General features: G+C 67.7%; 17 protein-coding genes and 1 pseudogene. 11 read left to right on the plus strand and 7 right to left on the minus strand.

What is annotated here, in order from left to right:
• Positions 1-26 precede the first annotated feature (26 nt).
• Positions 27-782, plus strand: a complete 756-nt coding sequence (locus tag ACLARN_RS15555) for an SDR family NAD(P)-dependent oxidoreductase (RefSeq protein ID WP_409492164.1) — start codon at positions 27-29, stop codon at positions 780-782.
• Here the strand turns inward: ACLARN_RS15555 and ACLARN_RS15560 are convergent.
• Positions 776-1,387, minus strand: a complete 612-nt coding sequence (locus ACLARN_RS15560; RefSeq protein ID WP_409492099.1) for a DUF2891 family protein — start codon at positions 1,385-1,387, stop codon at positions 776-778. The two genes, ACLARN_RS15555 and ACLARN_RS15560, sit on opposite strands and share 7 nt — an antisense overlap.
• Positions 1,375-1,821, minus strand: a complete 447-nt coding sequence (locus ACLARN_RS15565; protein ID WP_409492100.1) for a DUF2891 family protein — start codon at positions 1,819-1,821, stop codon at positions 1,375-1,377. Before ACLARN_RS15565 ends, ACLARN_RS15560 begins: the two co-directional genes overlap by 13 nt.
• Positions 1,822-1,896: 75 nt before the next feature.
• Between ACLARN_RS15565 and ACLARN_RS15570 the strand changes: the two genes are divergently transcribed.
• A complete protein-coding gene (locus ACLARN_RS15570; RefSeq protein WP_409492101.1) occupies positions 1,897-2,598 on the plus strand; it encodes a class I SAM-dependent methyltransferase in 702 nt (233 codons plus the stop codon).
• Here the strand turns inward: ACLARN_RS15570 and ACLARN_RS15575 are convergent.
• Positions 2,570-3,436: a dienelactone hydrolase family protein gene (locus ACLARN_RS15575; protein ID WP_409492102.1), complete on the minus strand. Its 867-nt coding sequence runs from the start codon at positions 3,434-3,436 to the stop codon at positions 2,570-2,572. The two genes, ACLARN_RS15570 and ACLARN_RS15575, sit on opposite strands and share 29 nt — an antisense overlap.
• Before the next feature lie 21 nt (positions 3,437-3,457).
• On the opposite strand from ACLARN_RS15575, the gene ACLARN_RS15580 reads away from it, so the two are divergent.
• Positions 3,458-4,423 (plus strand): GlxA family transcriptional regulator, encoded by a 966-nt coding sequence (locus tag ACLARN_RS15580; RefSeq protein WP_409492103.1) that lies wholly within the window; start codon positions 3,458-3,460, stop codon positions 4,421-4,423.
• A gap of 97 nt (positions 4,424-4,520) precedes the next feature.
• On the opposite strand, the gene ACLARN_RS15585 is transcribed toward ACLARN_RS15580, so the two are convergent.
• The gene (locus ACLARN_RS15585; RefSeq protein WP_409492104.1) at positions 4,521-5,117 is read right to left on the minus strand and encodes a helix-turn-helix domain-containing protein; all 597 of its coding nucleotides are present in this window, start codon (positions 5,115-5,117) and stop codon (positions 4,521-4,523) included.
• Between the two features lie 149 nt (positions 5,118-5,266).
• On the opposite strand from ACLARN_RS15585, the gene ACLARN_RS15590 reads away from it, so the two are divergent.
• From ACLARN_RS15590 to ACLARN_RS15600, 3 genes and pseudogenes are all read left to right on the plus strand, one after another.
• Entirely contained in the window at positions 5,267-6,148 is an 882-nt protein-coding gene (locus ACLARN_RS15590) for an FG-GAP-like repeat-containing protein (protein WP_409492105.1), read from the plus strand.
• A gap of 123 nt (positions 6,149-6,271) precedes the next feature.
• Positions 6,272-6,373 (plus strand): annotated as a pseudogene (locus ACLARN_RS15595) (3-beta hydroxysteroid dehydrogenase); the annotation flags it as partial.
• A 67-nt stretch (positions 6,374-6,440) separates the two neighbouring features.
• Complete coding sequence (locus ACLARN_RS15600; protein ID WP_409492106.1) at positions 6,441-7,361, plus strand: phosphotransferase; 921 nt, start codon at positions 6,441-6,443, stop codon at positions 7,359-7,361.
• Between the two features lie 142 nt (positions 7,362-7,503).
• Here ACLARN_RS15600 and ACLARN_RS15605 read toward each other — a convergent pair whose 3' ends face one another.
• Together ACLARN_RS15605 and ACLARN_RS15610 are read right to left on the minus strand one after the other, a co-directional pair.
• Positions 7,504-8,493: a hypothetical protein gene (locus ACLARN_RS15605; protein ID WP_409492107.1), complete on the minus strand. Its 990-nt coding sequence runs from the start codon at positions 8,491-8,493 to the stop codon at positions 7,504-7,506.
• On the minus strand, positions 8,490-9,071 hold the full coding sequence (locus ACLARN_RS15610) for a PadR family transcriptional regulator (RefSeq protein WP_409492108.1): 582 nt from the start codon (positions 9,069-9,071) through the stop codon (positions 8,490-8,492). The genes ACLARN_RS15605 and ACLARN_RS15610 overlap by 4 nt, the downstream gene beginning before the upstream one ends.
• A 512-nt stretch (positions 9,072-9,583) precedes the next feature.
• On the opposite strand from ACLARN_RS15610, the gene ACLARN_RS15615 reads away from it, so the two are divergent.
• Genes ACLARN_RS15615 through ACLARN_RS15625 form a run of 3 tightly spaced genes read left to right on the plus strand, consistent with a single transcriptional unit; the run spans position 9,584 to position 16,223 of the window.
• Positions 9,584-10,795 carry an aspartate kinase gene (locus ACLARN_RS15615; protein ID WP_409492109.1) on the plus strand — a complete coding sequence of 404 codons (1,212 nt, stop codon included), beginning with the start codon at positions 9,584-9,586 and terminating at the stop codon, positions 10,793-10,795.
• Positions 10,792-14,856 carry a Pls/PosA family non-ribosomal peptide synthetase gene (locus tag ACLARN_RS15620; RefSeq protein WP_409492110.1) on the plus strand — a complete coding sequence of 1,355 codons (4,065 nt, stop codon included), beginning with the start codon at positions 10,792-10,794 and terminating at the stop codon, positions 14,854-14,856. Before ACLARN_RS15615 ends, ACLARN_RS15620 begins: the two co-directional genes overlap by 4 nt.
• Complete coding sequence (locus ACLARN_RS15625) at positions 14,853-16,223, plus strand: diaminobutyrate--2-oxoglutarate transaminase family protein (RefSeq protein ID WP_409492111.1); 1,371 nt, start codon at positions 14,853-14,855, stop codon at positions 16,221-16,223. The genes ACLARN_RS15620 and ACLARN_RS15625 overlap by 4 nt, the downstream gene beginning before the upstream one ends.
• A gap of 346 nt (positions 16,224-16,569) precedes the next feature.
• On the opposite strand, the gene ACLARN_RS15630 is transcribed toward ACLARN_RS15625, so the two are convergent.
• Positions 16,570-17,538 carry a GlxA family transcriptional regulator gene (locus tag ACLARN_RS15630; RefSeq protein ID WP_409492112.1) on the minus strand — a complete coding sequence of 323 codons (969 nt, stop codon included), beginning with the start codon at positions 17,536-17,538 and terminating at the stop codon, positions 16,570-16,572.
• 118 nt (positions 17,539-17,656) lie between these two features.
• Here ACLARN_RS15630 and ACLARN_RS15635 point away from each other — a divergent pair, with 118 nt between their 5' ends.
• Positions 17,657-18,247, plus strand: a complete 591-nt coding sequence (locus ACLARN_RS15635; protein ID WP_409492113.1) for an isochorismatase family protein — start codon at positions 17,657-17,659, stop codon at positions 18,245-18,247.
• Between the two features lie 84 nt (positions 18,248-18,331).
• Positions 18,332-19,687, plus strand: a complete 1,356-nt coding sequence (locus tag ACLARN_RS15640) for an NAD(P)/FAD-dependent oxidoreductase (RefSeq protein WP_409492114.1) — start codon at positions 18,332-18,334, stop codon at positions 19,685-19,687.
• Positions 19,688-19,704: the final 17 nt, after the last annotated feature.

The raw sequence follows: 19,704 nt of genomic DNA on the forward strand, positions 1-19,704 counted from the left end.
GCGAACCCAACGAGAGAAGGATGAACATGCCTGGAAGGCTCGCCGACAAGGTCGCGTTGATCACCGGAGCGACCGGCGGCATCGGACAAGCCACCGCGGAACTGTTCGCCCGCGAAGGCGCCCGGCTGGTCGTCACCGACATCGCGGAGAAAGCCACGGAAGAGCTGGCCGCGCGTCTGGACCCGACCGGTGCCGCGGTGGCGGCGGCACGCTTGGACGTCTCCTCGGCCGAGAGCTGGAGTGAGGTCATCGAGCTGACCCGTCAGCGCTTCGGCCGTCTCGACGTCCTGGTCAACGTCGCCGGCATCGTGGACTGGCCAGGCGTCGAGGACACCACGCAGGAGTCCTGGGACCGCGTGATCGCGGTCAACCAGACCGGCACCTGGCTCGGGATGAAGGCCGCCATGCCCCTGCTGCGCGCCTCTGGCAACGCCTCCGTCGTCAACACCTCCTCGGTGCTCGGCTTGGTCGGGAGCGGAGCAGCCGCCGCGTACCAGGCGTCCAAAGGGGCGGTACGGCTGCTGACCAAGACCGCCGCCGTCGAATACGCGACCCGGGGCGTCCGGGTCAACTCGGTGCACCCCGGGGTCATCGCCACGCCGATGATCCAAGAGCTGCTCGACGAGCAGGGCGACCGGCAACCCGACATCGTGCGCACCCCCATGCGCCGCGCGGGGAACCCCGCCGAGGTCGCCGCCGCGATGCTTTTCCTGGCAGGCGACGAATCCTCGTTCGTCACCGGCACCGAACTCGTGGTCGACGGTGGCCTCACCGCTTACTGAACGCCAAGGAGGAGGAGAGCGTAGTAGGCAAGGAAGTGTTCGAGCATGTACGAGTCGCCGGTGGTGTGCGACAGCGAGGCGTGGGTGTGAGTGCGCGCGGCGTCGAGGATGGCGGGGATCCGGCCGTCGTCGGTGGGGAGTGTGTTGGCGAGGCGATGCCAGCACCAGGCGCGGTGCAGGTTGAGTCCGTGCAGGTGGGCGATCTGGCCGTCGGAAGGATCGGTGACCGTCGCCGGGGTGAAGAGGCTCGCCGGTTTCCGTTCGTCCAGACCGGGCAAGAACCGGCGCAGCCAGTCGGCGAACTCGTTCGCGGGCAGCAGGCGGGTCATGAGTTCGGCTTCGGCGAGGGCGGGGGAGAGGAAGTCGGCTCCGGATGGCTCCCAGGAGCCGGGATAGTCGTGGTCGGATCCGAACCATCGCCAGGCGGTCTCGGTGATGACCTGCTGGAGCCGTGGGTCGCCGTTGTCGGCGAGGTAACCGGCGTAGGGCAGGGCACGGGAAAGCCCGAACGCGCCGTTGTCGTGCACTCCGTACCGGATCGGGTAGGTGGCCCGCGGCAGCCAGTCGAGGTAGCGGGTCACGAAAACCGTGCTCAGCTCTCGCAAAGCTGCTGACCAGCGTGCGGCGTCCGGGTCGTCCCACGTGGAGGTTTCGAAGGTGAGTCCAGCAGCGCCGACCAGCCATAGGGGCGTTGAGTGTTGCGATGTTCGTCGGGGGAAAAGTAAGCGAGTTCGGCGGTCAGCGCCTCGACGGTCAGATGCTCATCGAGAGTTCGGCGGATCTCCGTGGCCGGCACGAGAGTGCTGTGGTGACGGAGGAGACGCACGAGCACCCAGAACATCTCCACACAGGAATGCCAGTCGAAACTGCCGTAGAAGCATGGGTGCAGCTGTCGCGGGGTGGCGATGGGCACGCCCTCGACGTGCCAGTGGCTCTCGTGGTGCGGGTACTCACGCACGACGTTCGCCAGCGCTGTCCCGGCCAGGCCACCGGCACTGGTCTTCAACAGGCCGTCTCGTTCGTCGTTCCAGCTGGTCATCGAACTGCCCCTCGGAATATCTGTCCACAGTGGACTCAGTCGCGCGGCCCGGTCGAGTCGCTCTACGATGGAATCGTGGACGAACGGCCGATCACCACCGCGCAGCGTAACTTCCGACGAGTCGCCGGCGAGCTCGAAAGCATGGAGAACCAGGACCGGTTCACCTACATCTTCCGGTCCAAGTTGTGGAGTTCCTCGTCGGTTTCCGGGCCAGGTTCCGAGTCGGTGCAGACACAGCAGCTGCGCGATCAGCTGCCGGATGTTCTCGACCGCTTCGGCGTGCGCACCCTGCTCGACCTGCCATGCGGGGACTTCGGCTGGCTCAGTGCGGTCGACCTCGATCTGGAGCGGTACATCGGGGCCGACATCGTCACCGATCTGGTCGAGATGAACGCCGAGCGCTTCCGGGACGACCCGGTGCGGGAGTTCCGGGTACTCGATCTGACCGGCGATCCGCTGCCGAAGACCGATTTGGTGCTGTGCCGGGATTGCCTGGTCCACCTGAGCTTCGCCGACATCGAGCGGGCGCTGCGCAACCTCCGGCGAAGCGGCTCCCGGTACCTGCTCACCACGACTTTCACCGAACTGGGAACCAACACCGACATCGCGACGGGCGATTGGCGGCCGCTGAACCTGTGCCGGGAACCGTTCGGGTTCCCGGAGCCGCTGGCGGTGGTGGTCGAGGGTTGCACGGAAGAGAACGGCGCCTACGCGGACAAGTCGCTGGGGTTGTGGGAGATCGCCTCCATCACGGGACAGGACGCAGGCGGTCGCTGAGGTAGGCGAGGATCTCGTCCCTGGCTCGCACCGTCGGATGCCCCTCGGCGTCGACGAAGTGGGCGGTGACGACGCTGTGCGGGGTCTCGACCACGTCCCGGAAGAACGGGGGCGGGTCGGTGTTCGCGGCGCCGTTCGGCAGGACGCGGCCGTCGAAGGCGTCACCGAGGAGGGCTTGATAGGCGGCGAAACGCTGGCCGGTGCACCAACGGTCGCCCTCGAAGCGGTAGGCGAGAACCTTCAGTCCGTCGCGCGAGACGCGAGCTCGGACCGCGAGCGCGTCTTCGTCGCTGAGTTCGAGTCCGCCCGGGTCGTCCAGCGGCAGTGACGGGTGGTTGACCACGGGCGCGATGACGGCGGGCTCGAGTGCCATGGTGAGGGCGAAGTTGCCGGTGAAGCACAGGCCGATCGCGCCGACCCCGGGCCCGCCGCATTCGGCGTGGGCAAGCCGTGCGAGCCCGCGCAGCCACGTCGTGACGGGGCTGGTGCCGCCGCCGGCGAACGCCCGGAACTCGGCGCTGACGCACGCGCGGCGGGCCACCTTCTGGCCGGCTTCGGCGGTGGGATAGGCGCCGTCGGTCCCGAAGAGCGAGGGGACGTAGACGGTGAATCCCGCATCCCGCACCCACCGCGCGAACCGCAGTACGTCGGGGCTGATGCCGGGCATCTCGGGCATCAGCACCACGGCAGGTCCGGAACCCGCGACGTACACCGTCTTCGTCACGCCGTCCACCTCCAGGGGACGGCGGGAGAAGTCGGTGATCGGGTCATCGAGGTCTTCATGCACACCGACAGCCTGGACCACCACGTCACCGGCAGCGATAGGCCAGATCGCCATCTTCAGGGGTAATCTCGCCACATGCTGCGAGTCGGTGTCCTGGCCTATCCGGGCTGTTTCGCGTCCGAAGTGTTCGGCGTCCCCGATCTCCTCACGATGGCCACGCACGTCGCGGGCCCGGACCGCGCCGGATACGAGGTGTCCGTCGTCTCGCCTCGCCGTCGAATCGTCGCGTCGGGCGGTATGACGTTGACCGTCTCTCCGCTGCGTGAAGTCGACGTCCTCGTCGTGCCGGGGTTCGAACTTGCGCCGGGCCTCGACATCGGCGCGAAGGTCGCGGGCCTCCCCGGTGAAGTCGCGGCGATCCGGTCGCACGCCGCCGCGGGCAAGGTCGTCGTCTCGATCTGTGTCGGCGCGTTTCTGCTCGCGGAGGCAGGACTTCTCGACCATCGCCGAGCCACCACGTCATGGCTCTTCGCGGACGAACTCGCCCAACGCTGCCCTCAGGCCGAGGTTCGGCCCGAACACCTCGTCGTCACAGACAGGGGAGTGACCACGACGGCGGCCTTCAGTGCCATGTACGACTTCGCACTCGAGCTGATCCGCGAACACAGCGGTGCCGACGTGGCACGGACGACGGCGCGGGTGGCACTGGTCGACGACGCGCGGTCGTCCCAGACGCCCTACGTCGACGCGCGACTCCTTCCTCGGCCTGGCAACGAGTTCTCCCGTCGGGTCATGCGATGGCTCGATCAGAACCTCGCTGCCCGATACGACCTGGCGGCCTTGGCCGATGCTTTCAATGTCAGCACGCGGACATTGCTGAGGCGCTTCGCGGAGGAAGCCGGGCAGAGCCCGCTCGAATACCTGCATTCCGCGCGTGTCCGGCGTGCCGGCCACCTCCTCGAAACGACCGACCGCACTGTCGCCGGAATCTGTTCCACGGTCGGTTACCGGGATCCTGGAACCTTCGCCGCCCTCTTCGCCAAGCACACCGGGCGACGCCCGAGGGACTACCGCGCCGCCTTCCGTCGTGGCGCCGAGTGAGAACCGCAGTTTCGCGAAGCCGGAGTGGTCGCCTTTGAGACGTCATTCTTCCTCGCGTCTACATTCGTCTGTTTCTTCGCGGCAATCGAAGCGAGTGTCAGCGCACCAGAGCCGCGCTGAGGATACGGGCGGTGCGGGCGACGACTTCGGACACCGCTCCGGACGGCTGCCGCCCGGCGATCGCGGCCGCGATCGAACCGAGACTCTCGCCGGTCGGCAGCCTGACGGGTGCTTCGATGACAACGAGACCGTGTGTTGCCTGCCAGCCGGGTGAAAATCGGCCGGTGCATTGCGGCACAGTCGTTCCTGGTCGCAGCAGGAGGTCGTGCTCCGGCAGGGTGAGGCTGGCGGCGACCAGCATGTCGCCGTCACACGGCACAGCGAACACCGAACTGGCTCGCGTGGCCGCGGACAGCCACCGGAGCTGGCCGCGGGCGAGCTCCAGCAATCGCGGATAGGGCTGCCACGATTGGCCGAGCCGGAATGCCTGCGCGCCGACGCGATAGCGGTTTTCGCTGCGCTGGACAACCTCCAGTGCGGTCAATTGCTCGAGCAATCGGTGTGCGGTGGATTTCGGCATCGAGCAGGAATTGGCCAGCTGGGTCAATCCGGCTTCACCTTTATGTCGTATCAAGGCATCCAATAGGGTGAAAGCGCCGTCGAGGACGCTTCTGGGTCTTTTTCCGGTCTCCATCTAAATCCCCCTCACGTGGTCCACTGGACGGAACCTTTGCTGACAATGACACGTTTCCGCGCCAGCCTGTAGACATTCCGGTTCGTATCTTCGGCTAACAGGAGCGGACTGGGAAGCGTACATCCATAGAGTGGAAAGGGTTCTGCAAAATGCGAAGAACCATTCGGACGGGGATGGCGATAGCGGGTCTGTTCGCGGGCATGCTCGTCGTGCCAACGGTCGCGAGCGCGGACGACGGCGACGTCGGCATCACCGCCTCGCCCGCGTCGCAAAAGCCCGCCGCCGACTTCGACGGGGACGGGTTCGCCGACAAGGCGGTGTGGCGTCCCAGTAACGGCATCTGGTACGTGATCCGCAGCAGCAACGGCAGCGTGGTGACCCAGCAGTGGGGTGTTTCGGGCGACGTCCCGGTCGCGGCGGACTACGATGGCGACCACCGGGCCGACTTCGCCGTGTGGCGTCCGAGCAACGGTGTCTGGTACATCATCCAGAGCAGTACCGGCACCGTGGTGACCCAGCAATGGGGCGTTTCGGGTGACGTCCCGCTCACCGGCGATTTCAATGGCGACGGCCGCTCGGACTTCACCGTGTGGCGGCCGAGCAACGGTGTCTGGTACGTACTCGGAATCGCCACCGTGCAGTGGGGCGTCGCGGGCGACGTTCCCGTGTCGGGCGATTTCAACGCGGACGGCCGAGCCGACTTCACCGTCTGGCGTCCCAGCGACGGCGTCTGGTACGTACGGAACATCGCGACCCAGCAATGGGGCACCGCCGGCGACGTCCCGGTGGCCGGTGACTTCAACGCGGACGGCCGTACCGACTTCGCCGTGTGGCGGCCGAGCAACGGCGTCTGGTACGTACTCGGAATCGCGACCCAGCAGTGGGGCGTCGCGGGCGACGTTCCGGTCTCCGGCAATTTCGGCGGCGACCCGCGGGCCGACTTCGTGGTGTGGCGCCCGTCGAACGGGACCTGGTACGGCCTCGGCCTGTTCACCACCCAGTGGGGGACAGCAGGCGACATCCCGGTTTGATCGGCGAGTTGATGGCGGACTGGCGGGCGACGGTGTCGCCTTGCCAGAACGCCCTCTGGCTAAGGAGTCTTTTCAGGGCATCGGCTGGTAGACGATGATCACCTGGCCCTCGGCTCCGGCGCGGGGGACCAGGTGCGTGACATCGCCGCGGTCATCGGGCTGCGGCTGGGCCTGCCTGTCGAGTCCGTGCCGGTGGAGACCTACGGCCCCCTCGGCGTCATCTTCCTGGAGAACATCGCCTGAACGTCCAGGCCACTTCCGCGTTGTTCGGCCCTATGGCACGGTCGTCACCATGCCGTTGGATGACCTGCCCGAGTGGCTGCCGGACTGGTGCGTGGACCGGCTGGGGGACGAGCCGGTCGGTGTGCTGTTCGAGGTGCGGTCGATTTCGGCGGTGTTCGGGCTGCGGTTGGCCGGAGGACGGGACGTCGTGGTGAAGGCGCGAGAGGACGAGGGCCGGGCCGAGTCGTGTGTTGCCGCTCAGACCTGGTTGGCGGAGCGGGGTTTTCCGTGCGCTCGGCCGCTCACGCCCCCGGTCCGCGTCGGTGAGCTGGCCGTGCATGCCGAGGAGTACCGGCCCGGCGGTGAGTTGCTGAGCGGCGACTCGCCGGACGTCGCCGTCCGCTACGCGGCGGTGTTCGCCAGGTTGATGGCCGAACTGGCCGACGTGAACGTCGTGCCGCCGCTGCCGAATCCTCGCTGGATTCGTTGGGACCACACGGGTTCCGGGTTGTGGCCGTCGATCGGGTTCCTCGATGAGCGGGACCAGAGCGTCGTGCCCGCGTACGTTCTCGACACGGCCGAGCGTGCCCGCGAGCGGATGCTGGCCGCCGACCTGCCGTGCGTGCTCGGCCACGCCGACTTCGAGGCGCAGAACCTCCGCTGGCACGACGGCCACGTGTGGGCCGTGCACGATTGGGACAGCTTGGCGTGGCAACCAGAGGCGGCGCTGGTGGGAGCGGCGAGCGGAGTGTTCCCCAAGACCGGGCCTGCCACCCTGCCGCCGATCGAAAGTTCCGCGGCGTTCTTGGAGGCCTATCAGGACCTGCGGGAGCGCCGGTTCACCGCGGAGGAGCAGGAGATCGCGTGGGCGGCCAGCCTGTGGACGGCAGCGCACGACGTTCGCTGGGAAGCACTGCACGGGGATCCCCCGGCGTCCGGTGACGCGGTCCTCGCGCAGGCAGCCGACCGCCTTCGTCGAGCGAACGCCTAGTGTCCTGCGCCGGATTTTCGCGCGTCCAGCGGGAACCTGGATCAAACCCCGCACTCACGTGCTCAGAGACGGATCTCGCGTGTCTGGAGACCGCACACGCGAGTCACGTCTCTGAGCACGACACGAACTTCGGACTCAGGACTCAGTGGCGGGTGCCGCGGACGAGGTCGCGGTAGAGGGCGAGCGCGGCCTTGGGCCGGTAGGTATCGGTGGTGATCCCCAATGTTCCGGTGGGTTGAGTGGATGCGCTGTCCGCGTCCCGAAGGCTGAACAGTTCGTAGTGGGTGATGTTCAGGGATTCCCGGCAGGCGAAGATCGCGCCGAGCATGTCGGACAGTGAGTCGCATTGCGCCTGCTCCGAGCGTGGTGCCCCGCTCGGCGTGCCGTTTTCCACGATATGGATCGGAACTCCGGGTGAGATGTGGGCGCGGGGCAGGGAATGATCCCGTAAGTGGTGGAGGGCGTGGGTGGTGAGGGAGGCGACGTCCCCGGGCGTGCCGCGTGGGGCGACGGGTGAGAAGGCGTCGGGGTAGAGGCCCAGGCCGATGTAGTCGAAATGGGCCGCGAAGTCCTGCGACGGTATCGCGGACAGGTACTGCCAGAACCCGTCGTCGCCGCCCAGCCATTCCGGTGGTTCGGCGACGGAGAAGCCGATCTGCACCTTCTGGTGGCCTCGTCGGTTCAAGGTGGCACGTGCGTGCGGTATGCCGAGGGTCAGGGCTTCGAGGACACCCGGGGCACTTCCGTCGATGAGCGGGATGGGGAAGTTGGGCTCGAGTGTGACCTGGAGGTACCGCGTCAGATGGCCGTAGCGGTCGATGACGGTGTCAAGAAAGACCAGCCAGCCGGGGATGTCGGCGACCTGGGGGAGGTAGCTCACCACGAGGTCCAGTTCGTGGCCTCGTTCGACGTACCAGTCGTCGGGCATCGAGAGGTGGGCGAGTTCGTGATCGGCGCCGAGTGACGTGACGACGTCCGGTGGTGTCTTGTCGCCGAAGAAGTGCACGTACTCGCGGATGACGAAGGGCTGGTCGCCCGCGAGGTCGTCGACGAGGGCGCCGATCGCGACCGGGTCGGGCGGGTGCGAGCAGACGGTGCCCGCGCGCCCGCCTGGGTAGATGCCGAACTTCACGCTTCGGTCCTCCTCTGTCCGTCGGGTCGCGTGCCCGGCCAGTCGATGTCGTGTGACCGGATCCGCGAAGCGAGCTTTCTGATCCAGTCGATTTCGGTGGCGATGATGGTGCGCCAGTAGGCGACTTCGAGCATGTGCACCTCGGCCACGCCGTCGGGATGTTCTTGCAGGGTGGCGAGTTCCCGGTCGAGCCGGTCGGCGCGAGTGTCCAGAATGGACCTCGCGTGATCGGCGGGCAGTGCCCCGGCGTAGGCGACGGCCATGATGAAGTCCACGGAGGCGACCTGGCCTTCGCGCAGTCCCGTCTCGATCTTGCGGCGGAAATCCGCCATACCCGTTTCGGTCAACTCGAAGGTCGTGCGCGGCGGCCGGTTACCTACCCGCTCCGGGACGCGGGAAGCGACCATCCCGGTCCGCTCCAGCGTCTTCAGCAGGGACGTGACGGTGCTGCGCGTGACCGGCAGGTGCCCGTACCGCTCACGCAGGCGCGCTGTCAGGTCGTAGGCATGCGACGGCTGCTCGACGAGGAGTCCGAGCAGGGGTAGCACCAGGCTGTTCCGTGAAGCGTCCAAAGGCACCAGGTCAACCTATAGACGTATACGTCTAATGGCAAGGCCGGAGTCGGCGTCGCGACACCTCGGGCGAGAGGTTTCGCCCGTCAAGCGAGGTATAGCCGCTTTGACGGATTTCGGCCCATAAGAGGATCTCGTACATTTCCGCACTGCATGGAAAACCATTTCGCATTGCTGTTCGGGTGTTCAATCGAATTTCGAAGCGGATTGGAATGCGTCATTCTTTTGACCTAATTCCATCGAACTGGGCTGTTCATACGCATGTCATTGAGTGATGCCGCCACGTTATGACCCCAAGGATCTGTCTTCTGGCCTTTCGTACGGATGGAGGTACCCGGAAAAAGCTTCTCGCACTACTTTCCAATGCGGTCACCCGGTGGCGCGGCGACCGAGTCTGGGCTGGGGAAGTGCTGATAGGAAGGCACTTTTGCGGCAGTGATCGCTTCGGACGGCAGTTAAGGAAAATGGTGAATCGTACCCAAGATCTCGATGTCGGTCTGGTTTCGCCCTTACGATCGATGCAAAGCGAGAAACTGGTCATACGAAAATACGGGGGCTCGTCGCTGGCCACGCCGCGAATGGTGAGCGAGGCGGCCGCCGACGTGGCCGCGCTCGTCGAAGCGGGGAATCGGGTGGTCCTGGTCGTCTCGGCGATGGGTGACACCACAGACCGGCTGATCGCGCTGGCCGGGGAATTCGCCGAGCCGCCGGTTCCTCGAGAGCTTGACCAGTTGATGGCGACGGGTGAACAGGTCTCCGCGGCGGTGCTCGCCTTGGCACTGGCCGAGCGCGGGGTCATGGCCGTGTCGCTGACCGGTGACCAGGCGGGGATCGAGGTGACCGGCGAGCCGGGAGCGGGAACGATCGTGCGGGTCGACCCCGCGAGGATCATCGCGAGGCTGCGCGACGGACAGGTCGTCGTGGTCGCCGGGTTCCAAGGGCGGAACGCGGACGGCGAACTGCTGACGCTGGGCAGAGGCGGTTCCGACACCACCGCGGTGGCGCTCGCGGCCGCGCTCGGCGGTTCCGAATGCGAGATCTGCACCGACGTCCACGGTGTTCGCACCGCCGATCCCCGGATAGTGCCGGACACCCGGCCGGTCCGGACGGTGTCCTACGACGTCATGGTCGAGCTCGCCGGTCTCGGCGCCCGCGTACTGCATCCCAGATCAGTGGAGCTCGCCTGCCGCCATGGGGTGGCGGTGCGCGTCAAGCATTCCTCGAGTCCCGGACCTTCCACTGTCGTCACGGCGGAATCGTCCTTGGAGGCCGCCACTCGGGTCGTCGGCATCGCGCATGAGCGTGACGTGCGGCTGGTCCGGGTCGAGCTTTCGGTCACCGACGCGGACCACTACGCCCGCGTGCTCACGATGCTCGCCGGATGCGGGGTGAAGCCGGACAACCTGAGCTGGCCCGACCCCGGTGAATTGCGGTTCACCGTGCGGGGTGCGGAGCTGCTTGGTGAACCGATCGCGAAACTGGCGATGGAGCTGGGTGCCCGTTCCACGGTTGTCGAAGACCTCGGCTCGGTCTCCGTGGTCGGCACGGCGCTGCTGGATCCGCCCGGCTGCCTGCCCGAGTTGCTGCGGGTGCTCGCCGACCACCGCGTCACGGTGCCGGCGATGACGACCTCGCAGTCGCGGCTCACCGCCGTGATCCCCGCGGAGGCCGTCGACACGACCGTGCGGGCTCTGCACGAGTCGTTCGGTTTGGCGGAGGACCGGACATGAGCCCGTACGGACAGCCTGCCGGTCTGTTCACCCCCGACGGCCTGGTCCTGACGTGCGACGGGCACGAACAGCGGATCCGGTGGAGCAGCGGCGAGCGGCTGGAACAGCTGTACGAGGGGCTCTGCGACCGCTTGCCCGCCGAAGGTCTCGGCGATCGCCTCGCGGTGGACGCAGCGGGCACGAAACTCACCTTCGCCGGGCTGGACGAGCGGGCCAACCGCCTCGCCCGCCATTTGCGAGAGCACGGAGTGCTGCCCGGCGACCGGGTCGGGTTGTTGTTCGACGAACCGGTGCATCCCTATGTCGCGATGCTGGCCGTCCTCAAGATCAACGCGGCGTATGTGCCGCTGGACACGGGTTTTCCGGACGATCGGCTGGGCTACATCGTCCGGGACGCGGGAGTCCGGCTGGTGGTGACGCTCTCCGGGCTGCGTGACCGCTTCGAGTCGGGCAACGTCGATCTGCTCTGTCTCGACGAGGACGAAGTCCGGATCGCGGCCATGTCGGGTGAACGGCTCAGCGCGGCCGAGAAGGGCGCCCCGGCGGACGAACTCTGCTACGTCGTCTACACGTCCGGCTCGACCGGGCAGCCCAAAGGCGTGACGATCGACCATGCCGCGATCTGCAACTTCGTCCGGGTCGCCGCCGACGTCTACGGCATCCTGGGCACCGATCGGGTCTACCAGGGCATGACGATCGCGTTCGACTTCTCGGTCGAGGAGATCTGGGTCCCGCTGCTGTCCGGCGCGACCCTCGTGCCGAAACCCGGCGGCACCAGTCTCGTGGGCCACGAACTGCACGAATTCCTGCGGGACAACGGCGTCACCGCGTTGTGCTGCGTCCCGACCCTGCTGGCCAGCCTCGACGAGGACCTGCCGCGGCTGCGGTTCCTCCTGGTCTCCGGTGAGGCCTGCCCCGAAGACCTCGTCCGTCGCTGGTATCGCCCGGACCGGCGGTTCCTCAACGTCTACGGCCCGACCGAGGCCACGGTCACCGCGACCTGGGCGGTGCTGCGACCGGACCGGCCGGTGACCATCGGCGTCCCGCTGCCCACCTACTCGGTCGTCATCCTCGATCCCGACGAGCCGCGGGCACTGGCCGCGGGCGAACTGGGGGAGATCGGGATCGCCGGGGTCGGGCTCGCCGGTGGCTATCTGAATCGCCCCGACCTGACCGAGCGCGCGTTCATCCCGGACTTCGTCGGCATCGGGCACAACCCGTCGCACCGCATCTACCGCACCGGCGACCTGGGCCGGATCACCCCGGAAGGGGAGATCGAATACCACGGCCGCGCCGATACGCAGGTGAAGATCCGCGGCTACCGCGTCGAACTCACGGAGATCGAGTCGGTCCTGCTGCGGATCCCCGGAATCGCGCAGGCGGTGGTCGACACCCACCACCCCGAAGCGGGTCGGACCGAACTGGTCGCCTACTACAGCCTGCGCCGCGACAGAGCGAGCGTCGACGCCGGTGAACTCCGACGCCGGCTGGGGGAGTTGCTTCCCGGCTACATGGTGCCCGCCTATCTCGAACAGCTCGACCACATCCCGCTGACACCGGCGGGCAAGGCCGACCGCAAACATCTGCCGGCACCGAGCAACCCGCGAGCGGCGGCAAGCCTCGTCGACTACGTGGCGCCTGCCACCGAGACCGAACAGCGCCTCGCGGACGAACTGGGCCGTGTCCTCGGCGTCGAGCGGATTTCGGTGACGGGAAACGTTTTCGCCGACTACGGCGCCGACTCGCTGCTGCTGGCGAAGTTCTGCGCGCTGGTTCGGGAACGCGGCGACCTCGCACCGTTGTCGGCGAAGGACGTGTACCTCAACCCGACCGTTCGCGGTCTCGCCGAGTCGCTTCCTTCGTCGGTCCGGACCACGGTGGCGCGGGCCGAGGAGCCATACCGCGCCGGTACCGGATCGTATGTCCTGTGTGGACTGTTCCAGCTCCTGGCCTTCCTCGCCTATGCCGCCGGCTCCGGCTGGATACTGGACAGGGGATTCGTCTGGGTCACCGCGGCGACCGGGCTCGCCGACGGCTATGCGCGCGCGGTCGGGCTCGGGCTCATCGTCTTCGCCGTTCTCTCCACGGTGCCGGTGCTGGCGAAGTGGGCGCTCGTCGGACGGTGGAAACCGGGGGAGATCCCACTCTGGAGCCCCGGCTATCTGCGTTTCTGGACGGTCAAGACGTTGGTGAGGTTCAGTCCGCTGATGCTGTTCACCGGAACGCCGTTGTACTCCTTCTATTTGCGGGCACTCGGCGCGAACATCGGCAAGGGCGCCGTGATCCTGTCCAGGAACGCGCCGGTCTGCACCGACCTGCTCAACGTCGGCGCCGGGGCGGTCGTCCGGAAGGACGCGTTCTTCTCGTGCTACCGCGCCAGGGCGGGCCGGATCCAGACTGGACGGGTCACCCTCGGCGAGAACGCGTTCGTCGGTGAGATGACCGTGCTCGACATCGGCACCACGATCGGTGACGACGCCCAGCTCAGCCACTCGTCGTCACTGAACGCCGGGCAGACCGTGCCCGACGGCGAACGCTGGCACGGGACGCCCGCCCGACCCTCCACGGTGGACTACCGGGCGCTGGGAACGGTCGCCCGCGGCAGGTTCAGGCCGTTCGCCTTCTGCGTGTCCAGTCTGCTGGTCCTGCTGCTGTTGACGCTTCCCGTGACACTGGGCGGCGCGGATCTGCTTTTCGACCGCTGGTTCACGACGGCGGCGGACTTCACGAGCTGGGCCTTCTATCGCGACCAGATCGCCAATTCCGCGCTGCTGTACTTCGGGGCGCTGTTCGCCGGGCTGGCTGTCGTCCTCACGATCCCGCGCCTGCTCAACCGGTTTCTCCAGCCGGACCGCGTCTACCCGCTCTACGGCAGGCACTTCGCGATCCAACGGGTGATCGCGCGGCTGACCAACCTACGCTCGTTCACCTACTTGTTCGGCGACAGCAGCTACATCGTGCATTACCTACGCGGGCTGGGATACGACCTGTCGAAGGTCGAGCAGACCGGATCCAACTTCGGCGTCGAGCTCAAGCACGAGACGCCGTTCCTCAGCACGGTGGGCACCGGGACGATGGTCTCGGACGGCCTGTCGCTGTTCAATGCGGACTTCTCCGCTTCGTCGTTCCGGCTGCGCCGGGCCGCCGTCCCGCCGCAGGCGTTCTTGGGCAACGAGATCGGCTATCCGCCTGGCGCACGTGTCGGCCGGAACTGCTTGCTGGCCACCAAGGTCCTGGTTCCCCTGGACGGACCGATCCGGGAGAACGTCGGTCTGCTCGGGTCTCCCGCGTTCGAGATCCCCCGGACCGTCCGCCGTGACACCGGGTTCGAACACCTCGGCACGGGAGACGCGCTGCGCCGCGGCCTGATGGCGAAGAACCGGCACAACACCGCCACCATGTTCGTCTACCTGCTTGTGCACTGGCTTCAGCTGCTCGGCGTGATGCTGATCGGGTCGGTCACCGGCGCCCTGCACGACCGATTCGGCGCCCTCGCCGTCGGCGGCGGGATCGTGGCCACACTGCTGTTCTCGGTGTCGTTCCTCGTGCTGGCCGAACTCGGCGTGCAGGGCTTCCGAGGTTTGCGACCGCGGTTCTGCTCGATCTACGACCCCGTCTTCTGGCGGCACGAACGGTTCTGGAAGCTCAGCCCCGGCCGCTACCTCAACCTGTTCGACGGGACGCCGTTCAAGAACGTCCTCTGGCGCTGCCTCGGGGTCCGCATCGGGCGCCGTGTCTTCGACGACGGTGCCGCCATCCCGGAAAAGTCGTTGGTGAGCATCGGCGACGACTGCGTGCTCAATCTGCACACCGTCCTGCAAGCGCATTCGCTGGAGGACGGCACGTTCAAATCCGACCATATCGTCATCGGCGCCGGTTGCACGATCAGCACCGGCGCTTTCGTCCACTATGGAGTGACGATGGCCGAGGGGGCGATCGCCGAGGCGGACGCGTTCCTGATGAAGGGCACCGCGGTCCCGCCGCGGACCCGCTGGCACGCCAATCCGGCGGTCGAACTCGACACGGCGGACGAGATCACCGCGGCAAGGAGGCTGCCATGACCTACACCCCCACGGCGAAACCCGAGCTGGCGCCACGGGTCGACGGTGATCTGCCAGGGCCTCGCTCGGCCGAATACCTCGAACACCAGCGACGCTGGGAATCCAACGCGCGGGCCTACCCGCGCAGTCTGCCGATCGCGATCGCCGGTGGGGACGGCAGCTACCTGTGGGACGTGGACGGGAACGTCTTCATCGACTTCCTGGCCGGAGCGGGCGTACTTTCCTTGGGACACAACCATCCTGAGGTGGTACACGCGGCCGCGGAACAACTGCACGTGCTCACCCACGGCCTGGACTTCCCGACGCCCGCCAAACGCGAGTTCATCGACGCCCAGTTGTCCATGCTGCCGCCCGGTCTGCGCTCGCGGATGCGGATGCACTTCTGCGGCCCGGGCGGGGCCAACGCCGTGGACGCCGCGATCAAACTCTGCAAGACCGCGACCGGACGTGGCGATCTGGTGTCCTTCCAGGGCGGATTCCACGGTTCCAGCCATGCCGCGATGGCGTTGACCGGTCTCGTCGCCCAGAAACGGCCGATCGCCAACGGCGTGCCAGGGGTGCACTTCTTCCCGTACTCCTACTGTTCCCGGTGCCCCGTCGGGCTCTTCCGGGACACCTGCGCGACCAACTGCGTCGGCTTGCTGGAGCGGTCCCTGCGCGACCCCAACGGTGGGATTCCCCTGCCCGCGGCGGTGATCCTGGAGATCGTTCAGGGCGAGGGCGGGATCATCCCGGCCGACCGCGACTTCGTCCGGCGGCTCCGCGCGCTCACGGCGGAGCTGGACATCCCGCTCGTGGTCGACGAGGTGCAGACCGGCTGTGGCCGGACCGGCACGTGGTTCGCGTTCGAGCAGTACGACATCGAGCCCGACGTGATCATCGCTTCGAAGGCGTTGAGCGGTATGGGCCTGCCGGTGGCGGTCATCTTCTACGACCAGCGACTGGACAGCTGGGCGCCCGGCGCGCACTCGGGGACGTTCCGTGGCAACCAGGCCGCGTTCGCGGCGGGCACCGCGGCCGTCCACATCGTCCGGCGCGACGACGTGCTGGGTAATGTCCGGCACCGCGGACACCAGCTCGACCAGCTGCTCCACGTGCTGCGCGATCACCCCTGGGTCCGCGAGGTCCGCGGCCTCGGCCTGATGTGGGGGATCGAACTGGCCGACCCCCACGACGAACGTCCTGCCGGTGGCTATGCCCGCGCCGTCCAGGCCTACGCGCTGCGGCGAGGACTGATCGTCGAGCTCGGCGGTCGCGACGACAGCGTGCTCCGGTTGATGCCCCCGCTCACCGTGACCGCCGACGTGATCGAACTCGCCGGTGCCATCCTGGTTGAGGCGATCGAGCATGGTGTTCCAGTCCGGTAGCCGTGGCCGCGGGGTCCCCAAGTACATGAAGGCCCCTTCCTGTACCCAGTGTCCTGAGTCCGAAGTCCGTGTCGTAAGTACGCGGGCAAGCACGGTGACCCTGTTCGCCGAACTCACGTGCTCAGAAACGTGACTCACGTGCTTGTAGCCGTAACTCGCGTGTGCGGTCTCCAAGCACGCGAGATCCGCCTCTGAGCACGTGAAATACAGCTCTGATCACGTGAGTGCGGGGTTTGATCCAGGTTCCCGATGGACACACGAACCTCCGGCGCAGGACACTAGGCGCAAGGAAGGGGGCCTTCATGTACTTCAAGCGACTAGGGCCCCGGTGCCGGAGGGTCCGGGCTCACTCACGAGTCGCTACGGGGCCAGAGAACTCGACCCGGTAGCGCGTAGGTGTGGTGCCCAGCGCGGTGGCGAAGTGCTCGCGGAGGCGGGCGGGCGTGCCGAATCCGGTTTGCGCCGCGATGGTGTCGATGGTGAGTGTGGTCGTTTCGAGAAGGTGCCGGGCTCGTGCGAGGCGTTGGGTGACCAGCCAGTTGTGGACGGTGGTCCCGGTCCGAGCGCGGAAGGCGCGGGTGAAGGTGCTCCGGCTCATGTGCGCCTGTGCGGCGAGGCGGTCGATGCTCTGTGGTCTGTCCAAATGGGACTGAGCCCAGCTCATCACCTCGGTGAGGGGATCCTCGTCCGGGGCGGGCACCGGGAATTCGATGAACTGGGCTTGGCCACCGGGGCGGTGTGGCGCGGCGACGATCCGGCGGGCGACACGGTTGGCGACGACCTGACCGGCCGTGCGGGCGAGCAGGTGAAGGCAGGTGTCGATGCCTGCGGTGGCGCCCGCACCGGTCACGACGTCGCCTTCGTCGACATACAGTTCCTCCGGTCGCAGTTCCACCGAGGGAAAGCGCCGCCGGAACGTTTCGACCCATTTCCAGTGTGTGGTCGCGGCACGTCCGTCGAGAATGCCCGCGTCAGCGAGAGCGAAGACTCCCAAGCAGAGCCCGACGACGACGGCACCACGGTCGTGCGCGGCACGCAGAGCGGCCGACACCGGCGAGGGCGTCGGGCTCTCCGGGTCGGACCACCAGGGCACGACGACGATGTCGGCCTCCGTGAACGCGTCGAGTCCTGCGGGGACGTCGATCGCGTAGCCCGCGCTGGTGGTCAGGCGGCCCGGTTCCGGGGCGACGACGGTGATCGGCCACGGCTCCATGTCTCCCGCCGGGGATTCCGGTCCCCACACCAGCGACGGAACGGCGAGATGGAAGGGACTGATCCCCTCGAACGCGAGGACGGCCACTCTCGGAGCGCTCATCGATTCCTTCTTCGCGGATGTCGGCCGATCTCGACCACGGCTGACCCGATTCTGTATCTCAACATTGGATCGGGTCAGACATCATGGTAGCCGTACCCACGGATAGCGAAGGAACACGATGACCAGCACCACTCTCCGCGAGATCAGCACCCTGCCGACGACCCCCGCGGCGCTTTCGGACGCCACGGTGATCCTCGTCGACTACCAGAACACCTACACCCGCGGCGTGATGGAACTCGACGGCTGGGAGTCGGCGCTCGACGAGGCCGCCACGTTGCTGGCACGCGCACGGGCCGAGGGCGCGACGATCGTCCACGTCATGCACGACGGCGGCGAGGGCAGCCCGTACGACCTTCAGCAGGAGGTCGGCCAGATCCACGAACGCGTCGCCCCGGCTCCCGGCGAGGAGGTCGTGGTGAAGACCGCGCCGAACTCGTTCGTCGGCACCCGGCTGGGAGAACTGGTCGACGCCGCCGGGCATCAGAACGTCGTCGTGGCCGGATTCATGACCCACATGTGTGTCACGTTCACGGCGGAGGGCGCCTTCCTGCGCGGGAACACCCCGACCGTCGTGGCCGCCGCCTGCGCCACGCGCGCACTCCCGTCCGTCGTCGGCCCGGTCGCCGCCGCGGAACAGCATCGCGCCGCCCTCGCCACGATCGGCGATCTCTACGCCGTCGTCGTCCCGTCCACGGCGGAACTCGGCTAGCCGATTGACGAGGCATACTCAACAAGTTATATATGAATGATGTCATACGCCGGTCAGGGTCGAGCAGTGGTACTCGGTGCGGGAATGGCCGGTCTCGTGGCCGCTCGGGTCCTGTCCGAGCACTACGACGAGGTGGTCGTGGTCGAGCGTGACGAGCTTCCGGACGGGCCGGCACACCGGCGATTCGTTCCCCAGTCGCAGCACGCGCACGGCCTGCTGGGGTCCGGTCGCCGGGTGCTGGTCGGCCTCTTCCCCGGTCTGTCCGCCGAATTGGCCGCAGCAGGCGCACTTACGCCGGGGTCCGGCGATCCCGCGATGGGGGACCGGTCGCTCTTCCTGGTCCGCGGCGGGTCCACCATCCGGATCCCCGCGTGGTGGACTGGTGGCTTCGGTGCCAGCCGGATCCTGCTCGAACACACGATCCGGACTCGCGTACGGGCGTTGCCGAACATCGTGGTCCGGGAGCGGGCGCCCGCCGTCGGACTGCTGACCGACCGGACCCGCCGCCGGGTCACCGGGATCCGGACGGCCGACGGCGACCTCGGCGCCGATCTGGTCGTCGACGCGTCCGGCCGCGGCTCGTGTCTGCCGGAGTGGCTCGAACGGATCGGTTACCGGCCGCCGCCGGTTTCGATCGTCCATTCCGACGTGCGGTATGCCAGCGTGGTCACCGAACCCGATCCGTCCTTCGATCCCGCGTGGCTGATCATCCTCGGTGGCCAGGCGGAATCCGGCTCGTCGGTCGGCGGTGTGGTGCTTCGCGTCGAACACGGCAGGCTGCACATCTCGTTCGGCTCGATCGGCCGGAGTGCGCCGGTGCCCACCGAAATAGCGGAACTACGCGACTTCGCCGACCGGCTGGCCGCGCCGGTGGTGGCCGAGGCGCTCCGCCGGTCGACACCGGTCGGCCCGGTCCGTACCTTCCGCGTCCGCGACAACACCCGGCACCACTACGGCCGGATGCGCGAGATGCCGGCCGGCGTCGTCGCACTCGGCGACGCCGCCAGCGCGGCGAACCCGATCTACGGTCAGGGAATGAGCGTCGCGGCCCTCTCCGCGACCGCCCTCGGCCGGGTCCTCACCGCCGAGGGCGGCGCACCACGACCGGGGTTCGAGCGCCGCGCCGCACGAGCCGTGGCCGCGACCTCAGCCGAGGCCTGGCGCCTCGCCGTCGGAGAAGACCTCCGCTACGGCTGCCGCACCGAAGGGGTCCGGTCGCCCTGGACGGCCCGGTTCGGTGCGGGCTACCGTGACCGGCTCGAACGAGCGGCGGCGCTGGACCCCGAGGTGGCGGCTGCGTTCAACGAGGTGCTCAATCTCCACCGGCCGTTGTCGTCGCTCGGTGCGCCACGGATCGCGCGGCGGGTGCTGCGTCCCTTGCGGGATCGTGATCCCGGACCCCTCTCCGCGACCGTCGCCGCCGTGCTCGGCGCCGCCTGAACCTTCCCCGAACGAGG

The sequence above is a fragment of the Amycolatopsis sp. cmx-11-12 genome (assembly GCF_046269425.1).
GTDB lineage: Bacteria > Actinomycetota > Actinomycetes > Mycobacteriales > Pseudonocardiaceae > Amycolatopsis.

What these genes read in the sequence shown, in the direction of transcription:
- ACLARN_RS15580 (WP_409492103.1), top strand. Translation starts at nt 3,458, where the DNA reads ATGCTGCGAGTCGGTGTCCTGGCCTATCCGGGCTGTTTCGCGTCCGAA.
- ACLARN_RS15555 (WP_409492164.1), top strand. Translation starts at nt 27, where the DNA reads ATGCCTGGAAGGCTCGCCGACAAGGTCGCGTTGATCACCGGAGCGACC.
- ACLARN_RS15640 (WP_409492114.1), top strand. Translation starts at nt 18,332, where the DNA reads ATGGCCGGTCTCGTGGCCGCTCGGGTCCTGTCCGAGCACTACGACGAG.
- ACLARN_RS15620 (WP_409492110.1), top strand. Translation starts at nt 10,792, where the DNA reads ATGAGCCCGTACGGACAGCCTGCCGGTCTGTTCACCCCCGACGGCCTG.
- ACLARN_RS15600 (WP_409492106.1), top strand. Translation starts at nt 6,441, where the DNA reads ATGCCGTTGGATGACCTGCCCGAGTGGCTGCCGGACTGGTGCGTGGAC.
- ACLARN_RS15565 (WP_409492100.1), bottom strand. Translation starts at nt 1,821, where the DNA reads ATGACCAGCTGGAACGACGAACGAGACGGCCTGTTGAAGACCAGTGCC.
- ACLARN_RS15585 (WP_409492104.1), bottom strand. Translation starts at nt 5,117, where the DNA reads ATGGAGACCGGAAAAAGACCCAGAAGCGTCCTCGACGGCGCTTTCACC.
- ACLARN_RS15630 (WP_409492112.1), bottom strand. Translation starts at nt 17,538, where the DNA reads ATGAGCGCTCCGAGAGTGGCCGTCCTCGCGTTCGAGGGGATCAGTCCC.
- ACLARN_RS15575 (WP_409492102.1), bottom strand. Translation starts at nt 3,436, where the DNA reads ATGGCGATCTGGCCTATCGCTGCCGGTGACGTGGTGGTCCAGGCTGTC.
- ACLARN_RS15615 (WP_409492109.1), top strand. Translation starts at nt 9,584, where the DNA reads ATGCAAAGCGAGAAACTGGTCATACGAAAATACGGGGGCTCGTCGCTG.
- ACLARN_RS15625 (WP_409492111.1), top strand. Translation starts at nt 14,853, where the DNA reads ATGACCTACACCCCCACGGCGAAACCCGAGCTGGCGCCACGGGTCGAC.
- ACLARN_RS15590 (WP_409492105.1), top strand. Translation starts at nt 5,267, where the DNA reads ATGCGAAGAACCATTCGGACGGGGATGGCGATAGCGGGTCTGTTCGCG.
- ACLARN_RS15635 (WP_409492113.1), top strand. Translation starts at nt 17,657, where the DNA reads ATGACCAGCACCACTCTCCGCGAGATCAGCACCCTGCCGACGACCCCC.